15 protein-coding genes and 1 pseudogene are annotated in these 16930 nt (G+C 38.3%); 1 reads left to right on the top strand and 15 read right to left on the bottom strand.

The window, feature by feature from the left end:
- From def to MKY13_RS04345, 6 genes and pseudogenes are all read right to left on the bottom strand, one after another.
- Window positions 1-492, bottom strand: coding sequence for a peptide deformylase (def, locus tag MKY13_RS04370; RefSeq protein WP_191698456.1), 492 nt, complete (start codon window positions 490-492; stop codon window positions 1-3).
- Window positions 493-516: 24 nt separating this feature from the next.
- Window positions 517-2925: a primosomal protein N' gene (gene priA / locus MKY13_RS04365; RefSeq protein ID WP_339215452.1), complete on the bottom strand. Its 2409-nt coding sequence runs from the start codon at window positions 2923-2925 to the stop codon at window positions 517-519.
- Between the two features lie 26 nt (window positions 2926-2951).
- A pseudogene (gene coaBC / locus MKY13_RS04360) lies at window positions 2952-3485 on the bottom strand (bifunctional phosphopantothenoylcysteine decarboxylase/phosphopantothenate--cysteine ligase CoaBC); the annotation flags it as partial.
- 88 nt (window positions 3486-3573) lie between these two features.
- Window positions 3574-3798, bottom strand: a complete 225-nt coding sequence (rpoZ, locus tag MKY13_RS04355) for a DNA-directed RNA polymerase subunit omega (protein WP_008403352.1) — start codon at window positions 3796-3798, stop codon at window positions 3574-3576.
- Between the two features lie 4 nt (window positions 3799-3802).
- Window positions 3803-4420, bottom strand: coding sequence for a guanylate kinase (gmk, locus tag MKY13_RS04350; RefSeq protein ID WP_191698458.1), 618 nt, complete (start codon window positions 4418-4420; stop codon window positions 3803-3805).
- Window positions 4421-4436: 16 nt separating this feature from the next.
- Window positions 4437-5312 (bottom strand): YicC/YloC family endoribonuclease, encoded by an 876-nt coding sequence (locus tag MKY13_RS04345; protein ID WP_191698459.1) that lies wholly within the window; start codon window positions 5310-5312, stop codon window positions 4437-4439.
- 239 nt (window positions 5313-5551) lie between these two features.
- Between MKY13_RS04345 and MKY13_RS04340 the strand changes: the two genes are divergently transcribed.
- A complete protein-coding gene (locus tag MKY13_RS04340) occupies window positions 5552-7234 on the top strand; it encodes an NFACT RNA binding domain-containing protein (protein ID WP_191698460.1) in 1683 nt (560 codons plus the stop codon).
- Window positions 7235-7535: 301 nt separating this feature from the next.
- Here MKY13_RS04340 and MKY13_RS04335 read toward each other — a convergent pair whose 3' ends face one another.
- From MKY13_RS04335 to MKY13_RS04295, 9 genes are all read right to left on the bottom strand, one after another.
- Window positions 7536-9380 carry an oligopeptide ABC transporter substrate-binding protein gene (locus MKY13_RS04335; RefSeq protein ID WP_191698461.1) on the bottom strand — a complete coding sequence of 615 codons (1845 nt, stop codon included), beginning with the start codon at window positions 9378-9380 and terminating at the stop codon, window positions 7536-7538.
- Window positions 9381-9400: 20 nt separating this feature from the next.
- Window positions 9401-10312, bottom strand: coding sequence for an ABC transporter permease (locus tag MKY13_RS04330; protein ID WP_191698462.1), 912 nt, complete (start codon window positions 10310-10312; stop codon window positions 9401-9403).
- A gap of 37 nt (window positions 10313-10349) precedes the next feature.
- Window positions 10350-11312, bottom strand: coding sequence for an oligopeptide ABC transporter permease (gene opp4B, locus MKY13_RS04325; RefSeq protein WP_191698463.1), 963 nt, complete (start codon window positions 11310-11312; stop codon window positions 10350-10352).
- Window position 11313: 1 nt separating this feature from the next.
- Entirely contained in the window at window positions 11314-12261 is a 948-nt protein-coding gene (locus tag MKY13_RS04320) for an ATP-binding cassette domain-containing protein (RefSeq protein WP_191698464.1), read from the bottom strand.
- Entirely contained in the window at window positions 12258-13274 is a 1017-nt protein-coding gene (locus MKY13_RS04315; RefSeq protein ID WP_191698465.1) for an ABC transporter ATP-binding protein, read from the bottom strand. The genes MKY13_RS04320 and MKY13_RS04315 overlap by 4 nt, the downstream gene beginning before the upstream one ends.
- A gap of 630 nt (window positions 13275-13904) precedes the next feature.
- Window positions 13905-14537, bottom strand: a complete 633-nt coding sequence (gene pyrE, locus MKY13_RS04310) for an orotate phosphoribosyltransferase (protein WP_191698466.1) — start codon at window positions 14535-14537, stop codon at window positions 13905-13907.
- Between the two features lies 1 nt (window position 14538).
- Complete coding sequence (gene pyrF, locus MKY13_RS04305) at window positions 14539-15246, bottom strand: orotidine-5'-phosphate decarboxylase (protein WP_191698467.1); 708 nt, start codon at window positions 15244-15246, stop codon at window positions 14539-14541.
- Between the two features lies 1 nt (window position 15247).
- Window positions 15248-16159, bottom strand: a complete 912-nt coding sequence (locus MKY13_RS04300) for a dihydroorotate dehydrogenase (RefSeq protein WP_191698468.1) — start codon at window positions 16157-16159, stop codon at window positions 15248-15250.
- Window positions 16156-16929, bottom strand: a complete 774-nt coding sequence (locus tag MKY13_RS04295) for a dihydroorotate dehydrogenase electron transfer subunit (protein ID WP_191698469.1) — start codon at window positions 16927-16929, stop codon at window positions 16156-16158. The genes MKY13_RS04300 and MKY13_RS04295 overlap by 4 nt, the downstream gene beginning before the upstream one ends.
- Window position 16930 lies beyond the last annotated feature (1 nt).

Genomic DNA, 16930 nt, shown 5'->3' with positions numbered 1-16930 from the left:
TTATTCCTCCTCAACATCCGCGTACAGCTCTTCTATTTCTTCCTCTGTCAATACCCGCGTCATTTTGGAATCAAATAATACACCATCTAAATGATCAATTTCATGCAATATACAGCGTGCTTCAAAATCTTCCGCTTCAAGCTCATATACACGGCCTTCACGATCAGATGCTTCAATTTTTACGTAAGTAGGTCGCTTTACCATACCAAAAAGGTCTGGGAAGCTTAAGCAGCCTTCCACATCTTCCGCTTCGCCGCGCGTTTCAAGTACAATCGGATTAATCATTTCAAGAATATCTTCACCTAATTCTACAATCGCTACACGCAGGCTAACGTTAATTTGAGGTGCCGCAATACCTACACCATCATTTTCGACCATTGTGTCATATAAATCATCCAGAAGCTGAATCGTACTTTCATCAATCACTTCTACTTCTTTTGTTACTTGCGATAATACATTTGCCGGGTTTTTTACTACTTCTTTAATAGCCATTTCTACTACCTCTTTCTATATGCATTAGATCATTGTTGGATCTAAATCAACTGTCAACACAATGCCTTTTTTTATCCATTCCGAACGATACAGCTTAATAAGCTGTAAAAGGACTGGTATTAATTGAGGCTCTACTTTATATTTTATCAAACATTGATAGCGATATCTATTTTGGAGCCGGGCAATACTGGCAGTCGTTGGCCCAATCACCGAAACATTAAATGATAAATTCTCTCGCAAATATTCCGCTACACGTCCTGCATATTCTGCCGCAAGCATCACATCTTCATGAGAAACTTGAACAAGCGCAATATAATAATACGGTGGATATCCCGCTATATGTCTAGCATGCATTTCCCGTTCGTAAAACGGTGGATAATCCTGATCTTTCGATAACTGGATCGCATAATGCTCGGGCGTATACGTCTGTACAAATACTTCACCTAATTTTTCATGGCGCCCTGCTCGTCCACTTACTTGGGTCATCAGCTGGAACGTCTTTTCTGCCGCTCGGTAATCCGGTAAATGGAGCGAAGTATCGGCACTTAAAACCCCGACTAACGTAATATTCGGGAAATCAAGACCTTTCGCAATCATTTGTGTACCGAGCAGAATGTCTGCTTCACCACGTCCAAAAGCATCGAGCATTTTTTCATGTGCCCCTTTTTGCTTTGTCGTGTCTACGTCCATTCGAAGTACACGCGCTTCGGGAAATAATTTATAAATTTCCTCTTCTACCTTCTGTGTACCTGTTCCAAAATAACGAATGTTTTCACTTTGGCATTCAGGACAAGTTTCCGGAATGTATTCATCATGACCGCAATAATGGCATTTCAGCTTTTCCTGATAACGATGATACGTTAACGAAATATCACAGTTTGGGCATTGTACCGTCGTTCCGCAATCACGACATAAAACAAAGGAAGAGTATCCTCTGCGATTTAAAAAAAGCACGGTTTGCTCTTTTTTATTCAGTCGATCCTGCAATGCCTCCATTAATGGCTCAGAAAACATTGAACGATTTCCCGCCTGGAGTTGTTCACGCATGTCTACAATATGAACTGTAGGCAATGCTTGGTTTTTCGCACGATGGGCCAATGTAAGCAATGTATAAACACCTTTTTTCGCCCGCGCGAAAGATTCCAAAGCAGGCGTCGCACTACCTAAAATTACCGGGCAGTTATAATATTTCCCGCGCCAAATTGCTACATCTCTGGCATGATAACGTGGTGAATCTTCCTGCTTATATGTGGACTCATGCTCTTCATCCAAAATAATTAACCCTAAATTTTTAAAAGGGGCGAAAATAGCTGAACGAGCTCCAACGACAACTTTCACTTTCCCTTGTTGTACTTTTCGCCATTCATCATATTTTTCACCAACAGATAATCCACTATGCATTACAGCAACTTCATCGCCGAAACGTGACTTGAAACGCTCTGTCATTTGAGGTGTCAATGAAATCTCAGGTACTAATACGATGGATTCTTTTCCGTCCGCAATAGTACGTTGAATCGCCTGCAAGTAAACTTCTGTTTTACCACTCCCTGTAATACCGTGCAGTAGAAACGTTTCCTGACGCTGATCATCTATTGCAGCAATAATTTTTGTCAATGCATGATCCTGTTCATCTGTTAGCTGTAGAAATTCTGTTTTCTCAACATTTTTTGTGAAAGGATCACGGTATACTTCCTCTTGAATATACGCTGCAGCACCTTTATCAATGACACTATTCAATACACTATTTGTAATATGCACAGCTTCGCAAATATCATCAGGCAATAAGATTTCTCCCGCATGCTGCATCATCCATTCGACTAACGCTACTTGCTTCGGTGCACGTTTACCCATTTGCTGCAATACATTTTCTAATTGCTCCTGAGAATGTATTTGGACTTTCCGTACTTGCTTAACCTGCCCTTTTTGTTTCACTTCATTGTCGATAATTATAAGACCATCTTTTACTGCACGCTTTATCGGTTTTAATAAGTTCGCTTTTTCAAACTGAGACAAATTCACTTTCACTGTTTTCTCATAGTATGGCTGAAGTGTTGTAGGTAAATGTGAAACTTCCCCATTTAAAACCGCATACTTTTCATACTTTGCCCGCAAAGCACCTGGCAGCATTACTTGCAATGCATCAATTTCATAGCAAATTGTTTGGCGCTTTAGCCATTTTGCCAAACTAAGCATTTCCTCTGTTAAAATCGACTCGATATCAAGTATTTCGGTAATCGGCTTCACTTTTTCTACTGGTACTTCAGACCCGGACGTAATACCTACGACAAAACCGAGTACATTCCGTGGGCCAAATGGTACTTTCACTCGACAACCTAAATCGATTAATTCTTCCCAATCTTCCGGTATTAAATAATCAAACGGACGGTCCACCGGATAAGCTGAAACATCTACGATTACTTGTGCAAATCTCATTGTCCATCGCTTCCTAATTGATGATGGAAATAATTCACTACAAGTTCAGTAATTTTCTCCGGCTCTTCTAATCGGCCTTTTCCAACATACCCACATGCTAAAAACCCTTCAGACGGTTCGATAAAACGAATACCATCTTCATGTAGCTGGTTGATATTGCGTAGAACTGCCGGATGCTCGTACATATGCACATTCATCGCCGGTGCTACCCAAACCGGAGCAGTAGCCGCCAAAAGTGTTGTCGTCAGCATATCATCAGCCATTCCGTGCGCCATTTTCGCAATAACATTTGCAGTTGCTGGTGCCACGATGATTAAATCTGCCCAATCAGCTAAATCGATATGGGCAATGACATTTGAATCTTTTTCATCAAAAGTATCGTAAAACACATCATTTTTTGACATCACTTGAAAACTTAAAGGTGTCACAAACTTTTGTGCTGATGCTGTCATCAATACTTTTACATTAAACCCTGCCTGTGACAGCTTACTTACTAACGCCACAGCTTTATAAACGGCTATTCCACCGGAAACACACAATAATACATTGTTTTTCTTCATCACTTTAACCGTCCTTTCAAAGGATAAGCTCCCAAAGAAAGATTCTTAGGGAGCTTCTACTCAAAGATTATTCGATTATGCGCAAAAACTAAATTTCGTCTTCATAAACAGTAGAAGCATCTTGCTGAACTTTACGTAGCTTACCAGCAGCTACCTCTTCTAATGCTTTTCCTACTGGTTTATAAGAAACGTATGAGCTTAAATGCTCGCCGCCCTCTTCTTGCATTTGGCGTGCGCGTTTTGATGCTAAGCTCACTAAAGAATACTTTGAATCGATTTGTTTTTTTAACTTATCCACTGATGGGTATAACATGGTTTCATTCTCCTCTCAACATTGACAAATAGCGTTTTTCCACACGTTCACGACGACAGTGTTCCGCTACAATGATTGCATTAATTTTATCACATGCATTATAAACTTGGTCGTTTTCTACAACATAATCGTATAAACTCATCATTTCGACTTCTTCACGAGCGGTTGCGATACGACGGGCGATGACATCTTCTGTTTCCGTACCACGTCCAACTAAACGTTGCTCAAGTTCTGTTATGCTTGGTGGTGCTAAAAAGATAAACAACGCATCTGGTGCTTTTTCACGAATTTGGGCTGCTCCCTGAACTTCAATTTCCAAAAAGACATCACGCCCAGCTTCAAGTGTTTCTTGTACGTATGCAAGCGGTGTACCGTAATAATTACCAACAAACTCTGCATGTTCAAGTAATCCGCCTTGTTCGATTAATGCTTCAAATTCCTCACGTGTTCTAAAGAAATAGTCTACACCATCTACTTCGCCTTCGCGAGGATTACGTGTTGTCATCGAAATCGAATATTCGTAATTTGTATCAGGCTGCGAAAAAAGCTCTTTACGAACCGTACCTTTTCCAACACCCGATGGACCAGATAAAACAATTAATAATCCACGTTGTTTCTTCATAAATAACTCCTTTATTTCATTCAATATTTTGAACTTGTTCCCGCATTTTTTCTAATATGGTTTTTGCTTGCACAACTGCCGCTGAACAATCAGTTGATTGATTTTTTGAACCAATAGTATTAATTTCACGGTTCATTTCCTGCATGATGAAGTCAAGCTTTCGACCAATTGCTACTCGTTCGTTTAGCGTTTCTGTTAACTGATTAAAATGACTATCCAGACGATCCAGCTCTTCTGAAATATCAATTCTCTCTGCAAAAATCGCTACTTCTGTAAGCAGGCGATCATCTAATGTTTGCCCATTCGCCACTTCTTCCAATCGAGTCATTAAACGATTACGATACTTTTCAACAGCACTAGGCGCAGTTTGTCTTATATGAGCAATTTGCGCTTCAAGGTCTGCCTTATACTGTAACATTACGCCCTCTAATCCTTGTCCTTCACGTTCTCGCATGGCAATCAAGTTTGAAATAGCTTCTGACAAAGCACTTTTTACAGCTTCAACGATTTCCTCCTGCTGGAGCTCTACCTTTTCCACAAGAAGCACTTGTTCAAGACTTACAATTTCCTGCATTGTCCATTTCTCCTGCATCGGAACCGTCTGAGACAATTCTTCTTTAGCTTGAAGAAAAGAATTAAGCAACGACCAATTAATTTGGATTGTTTGTTGTGTATCATTAAGCTCTTTCAAAAAAATGATAACATCTATTTTCCCACGGGAAATAGAATCCGACAACATTTTTTTTGCTATAACTTCGGATTCCATCCATTCTTTCGGAAACTTCGTATTAATTTCTAAAAAACGATGATTCACAGCACGAATCTCAACAGTTAGTTGAAAGTTTTTCGTTGTTGTGACCCCCCTGCCGAATCCGGTCATACTGCGTACCAAGGTTCGTCACATCCTTCTTTACATATTGTTTCAATTATAGCATATGTTCTACATATATTGCTTTAACGTTTATTGTATAGAAACATATTTTATCATAGTTAAGTTGTAATAAAATAGTTTTTATCTTTTTAATAAATGTTTAATTATCATTATGGTAGATCTGATCAACTACAGAATTGAGCTAAATAATGGTATGATAAAACAATCAAGTAGACTTATTTAATGAAAGAGGCATAAAGATGGCATTTGACGGACTATTTACTCGTTCGATGAGTAAGGAATTACAAAACTTAACATCTGGACGAATTACAAAAATTTATCAGCCGAATGCACTTGAAGTCGTATTACAAATCCGTGCAGCCGGTCAAAACGTGAAGTTATTATTTTCTATCCATCCTTCATACTCACGTATTCACTTAACAAATCAATCTATTGAAAATCCAGCAGACCCTCCTATGTTTTGCATGCTTTTAAGGAAACATCTAGAAGGAGGATTTATTCAGTCTGTTGTTCAAGATGGTTTTGAACGAGTAATTACATTGGAAATTGATAGTAAAAATGAAATAGGCGATGCTGTAAAGCGAAAACTCATTATCGAAATTATGGGACGCCACAGTAACTTATTATTAATCGATTCAAAAAAAGATACAATTATAGATAGTTTAAAGCATTTACCTCCATCGATGAACAGCTTCCGAACTGTTTTGCCTGGTCAGCAGTATATTGCGCCACCAAAACAGCAAAAGGTTGCGCTTACTAGTTTATCAGATGAGGAAATTAAGCAATTCTTTTCTAAAGAAGTAACGACGAAGGAAATAATTGAGCATTTTGCAGGCTTTTCTCCTCTCCATGCTACCGAATTATTACATCGTTTATCCACAACTGATGCTGTTACGGCATGCCGACAGCTAATGAATGAAATTGCAACGAGCGCACAGCCAACTTATGTAGAGCAAGACGGTAAAATTTATTTTTCTCCTACAAGCTTGACACATTTATCAGGCGTTTCAACAACTTATGAAACGCTTGGTGAATTATTGGACCGAGTATTCTTTGCTCGCGCTAAACGAGACCGCGTGAAGCAGCAAGCCGGTGATTTGGAACGCTGGTTGCAAAATGAATTAAACAAATTAAAGCTCAAACAGAAAAAGCTTCAAAAAGATTATGAACGCGCACAAAATTTGGAGCAGTTCCAACTATACGGAGAATTATTAATGGCAAACCTTTATAATTTTTCAAAAGGTGCCGAGTTTGTAGATGTAGAGAACTACTATAGTGAACAGGCAGAAAAGGTAAGAATTCCAGTCAGCCCAAGGAAATCACCGATTGAAAATGCGCAAAGTTACTATACGAAATACAATAAGGCTAAAACAGCTTTAATCATGATTGAAGAACAGAAGAAGAAAGCTGCAGATGATATTGATTATTTAGAAATGCTTACTCAACAAGTGCAACAGGCGTCACCTGCTGATATAGAGGAAATTCGTGAAGAACTTGCTGAACAAGGTTTACTTCGTATTCGACAAGCGAAACGCAAAAAGAAACCGACAAAACCCGATCCTGAAAAGTTTACTTCTTCAACAGGGGTTCCGATTTCTGTCGGTAAAAATAATAAGCAAAACGATTATTTAACATTCAAAATTGGAAAGCGCAATGAAATTTGGTTGCACACGAAAGATATTCCAGGCTCACACGTTGTCATTCATTCTGAAAATCCGGATGAAACGACACTGAAGGAAGCCGCAATGTTATGTGCATATTTTTCAAAAGCACGTGATTCTTCTTCGGTTCCTGTCGATTATACGGAAATCCGCCATGTAAAAAAACCGAATGGAGCTAAACCTGGATTTGTCATTTACTTTGAACAAAAAACAATTTATGTGACTCCTGATGAAGCAATCGTTATGCAGTTGAAAAAATAGCTATAACTGGTGAAACTCTGGCTCGATTTGAAAAATAAGCGGACGTTTTACCGCGATTTACGAAACACTCTAGTTTTAGGGATAAATAAAGGGAATTTTTCCGTTTATTCGTTGAAAATTGGCCTATTTTCATATTTTTTAAATAGATAAACGGAATTTCTCCGTTTATTTTAACTCATTTTTAGATTCCTTTTTAAATAGACGGAATTACTCCGTCTATTTTTTATGAAATTATAGGAATCCTTCTGAAATACAAAAAACCGCTTAGAAAATTCTCTAAGCGGTTCTTTTATGCTAAAGCTTATTTAATTGGGTCTTCAGCTGTTACTTCAAGTAAATGTAAATTATCCATTGAATCATTTGCATAGTTAACATTATAGTGTTTTACACGTTTGTTAACTGGGATAATTTCTGTACGGAAGTACATTGGAACTGTTGATGCTTGCTCGAACATGTACTCTTCCCATTTACGGAATGCATCAGCACGGTAACCTGAATCAATCGCCTCTTTAGAGTCGATATCAGCTAATAATGTTTGTAATTCAGGAGTTACGAAACGGCTGTAGTTGAATGCCGAACCTTCACCGTATAAACCAAGTGGTGATGGGTTTGTACCTGTACCCCAAGCTGCCATGAACATATCAATTTCCGGATCATCCGCTTTTACTTTATCATAGAAGCTGTTGAACTCGATTAGGCGGCCAGTAGTTAACTGTACATCTAAACCTACATCTTTCCAGTTTTGACGGTAGTACTCTACGATTGCTTCGTCAGTATCTGAACCTGACATACCCGCTAAACGGATTGCAAATTTCTCACCGTTTTTATCTTCACGGATACCATCGCCATCAACATCTTTATAACCTGCTTCGTCCAATAATGCTTTTGCTTTTTCTGGATCATAATTGTATCCTTCTAAGCTGTTATCATGGAATGATGCGAATGCTGGTGGAATTAATGATGTTGCACGAGAACGTAAGCCTTGGTAGAAGCGCTCTCCAACTTGCTCAATATCCATTGCATAAGCAACAGCTTGACGTAATTTAGCGTCGTTCATTTTCGCATTTTCATCCATAATGTTTAAGCCTGCATCACCTGCAGCCGCATCCCATTTACCAAGTTTGAAACCAATATAAGAGTATGCTAACTCTGGGCGAGCTAATACTGTTAAGTTTTCTAAATCTTTTACACCGTCGTACTGGTTAGTCGGATAAGATGATGCCATATCATATTGACCAGTACGTAATGCTTCACCGATAGAAGCTGAAGGTACTACTTGTAATACAACTTTATCTAATTTCGGTTTACCTTTCCAGTAGTGCTCGTTGGCTACGAATTGAACAGATTCACCGTCGATTAATTTGTCTAATTTGAAAGCACCTAAAGTTACTGGAGCTTTACGAACTTGTGGTGAAGAAATTAAATCTTTGATTGGTGTTGTTTCTAAGTAATGTTTAGGCGCTGCAGTACTCCATAAACCGTCACCACCAGAGTAGATCGCTGGTGAAACTTTTGTCATCGAAATCTCTACAGTTTTGTCATCAATCTTTTTAATCCCTGAAATTGTATCAGCTTTACCAGATTTATATTCCGCAGCCCCGATAATGTTTTGGAAGTCCGCATCATAACGAATTCCTGTATAATCTGGGTGACCAATAATTTCATATGAATAAATAATGTCATCAGCAGTTAATGGTGTACCATCAGACCACTTAACATCATGTTGAATTGTAATTGTAACTTTATTGTTATCAGCATCAACGTCTAATTTTGCGATACCTTCGTCAGTAATTAAGAAGTCACCATCTGTAGCAAAAATTGAGTTTGTCATAAAGTCCATAATGTCAGCGTCATAACCATTTTCATATAATTCAGCTAATAAAACCCCTGAGAATGGAGAGTCTGTAACTAAAGCGAACTTTAAAGTACCACCTTGAATCGCTTCACCATCGTTTGTTACTTCTTCTGGTAATGTAGGTGATTCAGCAGTAGTAGCACCGTCATTTTTATTTTCCTCTGTTGTTGTATCTTCCTTCTTGTCAACTGGTTTTTCAGTTGCTGTTTCTGTATCGTCTCCTCCACAAGCAGCTAATACTAAAGCAGTAGCAAATACAGAAGAAAGCATAAGACCTTTCTTTTTCATCATTTGTTTTTCCTCCCTTTTTTTTATCCTAAACGTTGTTTTGCGTCAGCTGCACGACGTAGCGCTTGGCCAACGTAATTTATACCAAGCATCAAAATTAAAATTAATAATGACGCGGGTAACCATATCCACCATTTACTCGATAAGATTATCGGGTTCATAGCATAACTTACTAAAGTACCTAGACTTGGTGTTGACGGTGGTAAACCGAAACCTAAGAACGAAAGACCTGTTTCGATCCCTACGTTGCCTGCAAAGCTTAATGTCACTTCAACAATTAACAGCGAACTTAAGTTTGGTAGTAAACCTTTAAACATAATCGCGAAATCGCTAGTACCCATTGTTTTAGAGGCACTAATGTAATCGCGACGTGCTTCAGATAGTGCTTTTGAGCGCACAAGTCTGGCCGTCGACATCCATTGAAATGCTGCAAGAATTAAAATTAAATCCATTATTCCGTATGATGGAATGATTGTTATAACTACAATGACAATCATAAGAGTTGGTAGAGTGATGAAAAAGTCGATAATACGCATGAAGAAGTTATCGATAAATCCACCGTAGTACCCCATGATAATCCCTAAAGCAATACCTACAACATTGGCTAGAACCGTAATAGCGATTGCAATTAAAATCGAGTTTTTTGCACCTATGATCAGCTGACCGAACATATCTCGACCAGCTTCATCGGCACCAAGAATATAACCTCTTACCCCCGGTTCAGTAAAGCGCTCCAATAATTGAATATTCATGATTTTAGCTTGGTCGATTACAATTGCTAATACCATAACTGTAACCATTAATAAAATAACCCCTATTAAAGAGAACATTGCTAATTTATCTTTTTTAAACTCCCGCAAAATAACTTGAATACCAGTTGGCGGAGAGCTTTGAGATTCTAACTTATCTACAGTCTGTGCATCATTATTTTCCATGATTAAAATCACCTCTCCTTAGTCATTATTAATTTGATTAGTCTATGCGAATGCGCGGGTCAACAATACTTAAAATAATGTCGGACAATAGACTACCTAATAATGCTAAGAAGCCAAATAACATAACTAGTGCTGTAATAACACTGTAGTCACGACTTAAAATTGAATCGATAAATAATTTACCCATACCTTGATATCCGAATACCGTTTCAATAAAAATTGATCCGCTAAGTAATCCGGTAATTGTGAATCCTAAAAATGCTGCGATTGGTAATAGTGAGTTCCGGAAGATATGTCGAGAATATACTTTCTTCATCGGAATTCCTTTACTGCGCGCTGTTTTCACATAATCCATCGTCTTTGCATCAATAATCTCTGTACGTAAATATTGAATTATCCCTGTTGTCCCTAACAGCGCATATGTTATAGCTGGTAACAGCAGGTGGTAGAAACGGCTCCAATAATACTCCCATGTCCCTGCATCGAGAGATATATCTACCGTACCACTTGTTGGAAACCACATGAGCCTGTACCCAAATACGTATACGAAAATCAGCGATAATACAAACGTCGGGATAGCATAAGAGATAAAGCTATATAGGACGATAGATTTATCCAAAAATGACTCTTGATAACGACCTGCAAGCACCCCTAGTGGAATGGCAATTAAATATACTAAAATCACACTTAATAATGAAAGTAATAAAGTATTCATTCCACGAGCTCCGATAATATCGGCAACCGGTTTTTTATACGTATAACTTTGTCCAAAGTCACCTTGTGCGGCATTGGCAATCCAGTTATAGTACTGAACATACCACGGGTCATAGAATCCGGCTTTAATTCGTAATTCCTCAATTACGTTTGGATCAGTTTCCGGTGTAATTAAGCCTGTAAAAGGATCTCCCGGCATTTGTTTCGCTAATATAAAAATTAGGAGACTTAAAACAAATAGCTGCGGAATCATTATTAATACACGGCGAACTATCGTTTTCCACATACTATACACTCTCCTTTTCATCTGCAGACATGGCCACTTTATGTGTGTCTGAAATCGATTTTAAAGGATATACTTTTCCATCCTCATCATAATATTTATGCTGTTCTTCACGGTATGCTGCTTCAACTTTTTGACGTTCAAGCTTTCGCTCAATTCTCGTTTCCGGCTCTATATCAGGAATAGCAGAAAGTAGTCGGTTCGTATAGATATGCTTTGGATTTGTATATATATCTTCACGCTTTCCTGTCTCTACAAATCTACCTTTATACATAATTGAGATGTTATCACACATATGACGAACTACCCCTAAATCATGCGAGATGAATAAATAACTTATTCCATATTGCTCTTGAATGTCCTTCATAAAGTTTAAAACTTGTGCTTGAACAGATAAATCAAGTGCTGATACTGGCTCATCCGCAATAATCATTTTAGGGTTACATGCTACTGCTCGGGCAATCCCTAATCGCTGCTTTTGACCGCCTGAGAATTCATGCGGATATTTTAGTAGAACATCTTCTGACATCCCTACGATTGCAAGAAGCTCATTAATACGTTTACGTTCTTCTTGCGGTGACAATTTCAAGAAGTTGCGAATTGGTTCTGCTAAAATATCCAAAACACGCTTTCTTGGATTCATACTGGAGTGTGAATCCTGGAAAATCATTTGAATATCCCGGTTATATGCTGAATCACGTTTACGACGCGCATTTGTTACATCTTCACCTTCATAAATAATGCGTCCTGATGTAATTTTCTCCAACCCAATTATTGCTTTACCAGTCGTTGACTTCCCTGACCCAGATTCTCCTACAAGACCGTAAGTTTTTCCACGTTCAAATTCCATTGTTACACCATCTACTGCATAAACATGGTCAACTACTGTGTTAAAAAATCCACCTCGGATAGGATAGTGAACTTTTAAATCTTCTACTTGCATAAAACTCATTGATTTACGCTCCCTTCCTCATCCTCAAAATGGAATTCCTTCCAGCAAGTACAGCGAACAAGATGGCCTGGAGCAACTTCATGAAGCTCTGGGTTTTCTTCGTGTGCTGATTGCGGAATCCACGGGATACGTGATGAGAAACGACAGCCTTTACGCGGCAGCTTCATAAGAGAAGGTACCATCCCTTGTATTACTTCCAATTGTTCACTCTCACTATTCGTTTGAGGAATTGATTTCAGTAATGATCTTGTATAAGGGTGCTTTGGATTTCTAAATAACTCTATAACCGGTGCTTCTTCAATAACTTCACCTGCATACATTACTGCTACACGATCTGCCACTTCAGCAACAACACCCAAGTCATGTGTAATTAGAATAATGCCTGATTGAATTTCATCTTGAAGCGATTTTAACAAGTCCAATATTTGAGCTTGAATTGTTACATCCAGTGCTGTTGTCGGTTCGTCAGCAATTATAATTGCCGGCTTTCCTGATAATGCGATCGCGATCATTACACGTTGACGCATACCACCCGATAATTGGTGAGGAAATTGTTTAGCAACACGCTGAACGTTTGGAATCCCCACTTGATCCAATAATTCCAATACGCGGCTTTCACGTTCCTGTTTGTTTAATTTAGTATGATAAACTAAACCTTCCTCAATCTGATCTCCAATACGCATTAACGGATTCAATGCCGATAGTGGATCTTGGAATATAAATCCAATATCGTTACCTCGCAGTTTGTTAAATTGGTTATCCGTTAAATTTACTAGATTTTGATTGTTATAAAGAATTTCACCTTCAACTTTTGTATTATTTGAATTATGTAATCCAACGATTGAAGTTGCTAATGTACTCTTCCCACAACCTGATTCTCCTACAATTGCTAAAATCTCATTTTTACGAAGCGTTAATGAAACATTGTCTACAGCTGGGTAGTATGTATCTTTAATACGGAAACTCGTACGTAAATTTCGGATTTCTAATAATTCGTTCGTATTAGTAGACATTAAATAATCGCTCCTTTCTACATAAACATTCTTTCAACTCAGCTAAGCTCATCCTATAATCAAGTACGCTCTAGCGTAATTGCATCTTCACTTGAGAACCGCAGTACATTTTTCCTGGATGTCAGTAGTTCGTACAATACTTTTGAACAATTTTTCATCCGCGCACTTAGTCCAATTTCCTGATTGTTGATCCAGCTTTAAATTTTCCCAAACGTGTAATATACCCCTGTTGAAAGAATTAAAACTTTTAAAATAATCAGATTTCTTTAAGTGTTAATAATTTGTTGGTTTTTTGTCAAATTTGTTAAGACATAAAATTTTATGTTAATTATTAAACTTTCTAACTATTCTAATTTAACATTTAAAATTTATCAATAGCAAACTATTCTTTAAAATTAAAATTTTCCATTAATTTTTTATAATAAATTGCGTTTATGACTATATTTATATCTTTTTTACATAAAACAAACAGAACAAATCAATCAAAAAAGTTTAATATGACAACTATCTATTAAACTTCACTTTTAAAAAAACTGAAAATTTTCATAACTGGATTATATAACTATAATAAAAACGTGTAAAGTAATTTTTTTTTACTTTCACACGTTTTTGAAATTTTATAATATTTTTTTATTTTAATTTTCCGTCTTTTAAGTCTTTATGCCAATTTTTCAAGAATGGAATCTCTGTTTCTTGAATATTTCCTGATTCTTTAGCCGCATCCACTAAAAAGTCAAAATTAGTTAAAGAAGTATATTTTACATTTGCCGCTTCAAATGCCTGCTCAGCTTTCGGTAAATTATATGTATATACACAAACAACACCTAAAACTTCACAGCCTGCCGCTCTTAACGCCTCTACCGCGGTAATTGATGAGCCACCCGTCGAAACGATATCCTCTACTACAACAACCTTTTGACCTTTAGCATATTTCCCTTCAATTTGTTTTCCACGGCCATGTTCCTTTGCCTTTGAACGTACGTAAACCATCGGCAATTCTAAGATATCTGAAACCCATGCAGCATGTGGAATACCTGCTGTTGCTGTACCTGCTACAACATCACAGTCTGCAAAATTTTCTTTAATTAGCGTTGCTAGGCCATTTGCAATTTGTTTACGAATAGTTGGATCGGAAATTGTTAAACGTGTATCACAATATATGGGTGATTTAATACCGGAAGCCCATGTAAATAAATCTGTCGGATTCAGTTCAACTGCTCCTACCTTTAACATTGCGTGTGCGATTTCGTTTTGTAATGACATATTATTTTTCCTCCCATAGTTCACAAACTTTTTTATAGGCAATAACAGGATTGTCTGCACCTGTTATTGCACGGCCAACTACGATAAGCGATGAGCCGTCTTTTTTTGCTCCATCTGGTGTAGCAATTCGTTTTTGATCATGCGCTTCGCCGCCAAGCATACGAATACCTGGGGTCACCCGTAAAAAGTCTTCGCCGCAAGCTTCACGGATTGCGTGTGCTTCATGAACTGAGCATACTACTCCGTTAAGGCCAGCTTGTTTCGATAACTGAGCATAATGTAAAACCGACTCTTGAAGCGATAAACCGATTTTTTGTTCATTTTGCATTTGCAGTTCTGTCGTTGATGTTAGTTGGGTCACTGCAATGAGTGCAGCGCGTTTTCCTCCTGCTACTGTTCCCGCTTCTAAACCTTCCAAAGCACCTTCCATCATTGCACACCCGCCTGCAGCATGAACATTCACCAAGTCCACACCAAGACGTGCTAAGCCCTTCATAGCCGATTTGACAGTATTAGGTATGTCGTGAAGCTTTAAATCCAAAAAGATATCATGCCCATCACTTTTTACTTGATGAACGATACGGGGACCTTCCTGCATATAAAGCTCCATTCCAATCTTAACGAAAAGCTTTTCTTCAAACTGCGCTAAAAAGCCCATTACATCCTTTTCACTCGGAAAATCCAATGCAATAATAGGTTTTGTGTTCATATTAACGGTGGCTCCTTCCGATAATTTCTGATATATGTTCAACCTGCAATACATCTAGCAAGCCTGGTAATTCTTCAATAATCGTAGGACATACGAAATGATCGACAAAGTTTGCAGTACCAACTGCAACGGCTGATGCACCTGCCGACATAAAATCAATGACATCTTGCGCACATGTTATGCCACCCATACCGATAATCGGAATATTTACCGCTTTATAAACATCATATACCATACGAATAGCAACTGGTTTAATTGCCGGACCGGATAATCCACCTGTTCCATTTGCAATAACTGGTTTACCTGTTCGCTCATCTAAACGCATACCAACTAGTGTATTAATCATTGTAATGCCATCCGCCCCACCTGCCTCAACAGCTTTTGCGATTTCGACAATATTCGTTACATTTGGCGATAATTTTACATAAACCGGCACACTCGAAACCGCCTTAACAGCAGCAGTTAATTGTTGCGCAGTACTAGGATCTGTTCCGAACTGAATACCCCCACATTTAACATTCGGACATGATATGTTTAATTCCAACGCTTTTACATTGGATGCTTTCGAAATACGTTCTGCGACTTCTACATAGTCTGCAACTTCAGTACCCGCTACATTTGCAATGATTGGAACATTATAGTTTTCTAAAAACTTAAGTTCTTCTCCCATTACCTTGTCGATACCCGGGTTTTGCAGCCCAATCGCATTTAACATCCCCGCAGAGGTTTCTGCTACACGTGGCGTTGGATTTCCTTTACGTGTTTCTACAGTTGTTGCTTTAATCATAATTGCACCAAGAAGTGAAAGATCATAAAGTTTTGCATATTCGCGACCAAAGCCGAAGCAACCTGAAGCAGGCATAATTGGATTTTTTAGTTCTAATCCTGGAAGTTGTAAATTTAATCGACTCATAATGCCACAACTCCTTTCGGGAATACTGGTCCGTCTGAGCACACTTTCACATAATCTTTTACATAGTTTTCCGTTGTATCACATACACAGGCAAAGCACGCCCCGATACCGCAACCCATACGTTCTTCAAATGATAAATAGCCCTCTTTGTCCGGGTAATAACCTTCCAATGCTCTTAGCATCGGTAATGGACCACACGAATAAAATACATCAAACTCAGGTTTCACCTCATCAAATACAGTTGTGACAAAGCCCTTCGTTCCTTTCGTGCCATCAACAGTTGCATAATACGTGTCGCCAAGAGCTTTAAATTGCTCCTCATAAAAGCACACATCCTCAGATTGGAACCCTAAAACGTGAATTGTTTTCACTCCGCGAGCATTTAGTTGCTTAGATAATTCGTGAAGTGGCGGGACACCAATTCCTCCACCGACTAAAAGCGCAGTTTGACCAGGTTCCGCTGCTTCAACTGGGAAGCCATTTCCAAGAGGACCTAATACATCCACGATTTGACCTTCACGGTTTGTTGCAAGGAATTTTGTTCCGCGGCCCTCTGCACGGTAAATCATCGTAAACTCATTTTTTTCTTTATCTACATTTGCGATACTAATAGGTCTACGCAGCAACGGTTCGAATGTATCTGACACTTTTACATGAACAAACTGGCCAGGAGTCATGTCCTGAACCAGTTGTCCTTGTAGTGTCAATTCGAAAATATTCGTGGCAATTTGCTTTTGCAAAATAACAGTCATTTTCTCTTGACGAATCATT

Source organism: Solibacillus sp. FSL W8-0372 (assembly GCF_037969735.1).
Classification (GTDB): domain Bacteria; phylum Bacillota; class Bacilli; order Bacillales_A; family Planococcaceae; genus Solibacillus; species Solibacillus faecavium.
The sequence above is the reverse complement of the archived record's forward strand: the minus strand, read 5'-3'. Positions and strand labels throughout refer to the sequence as shown.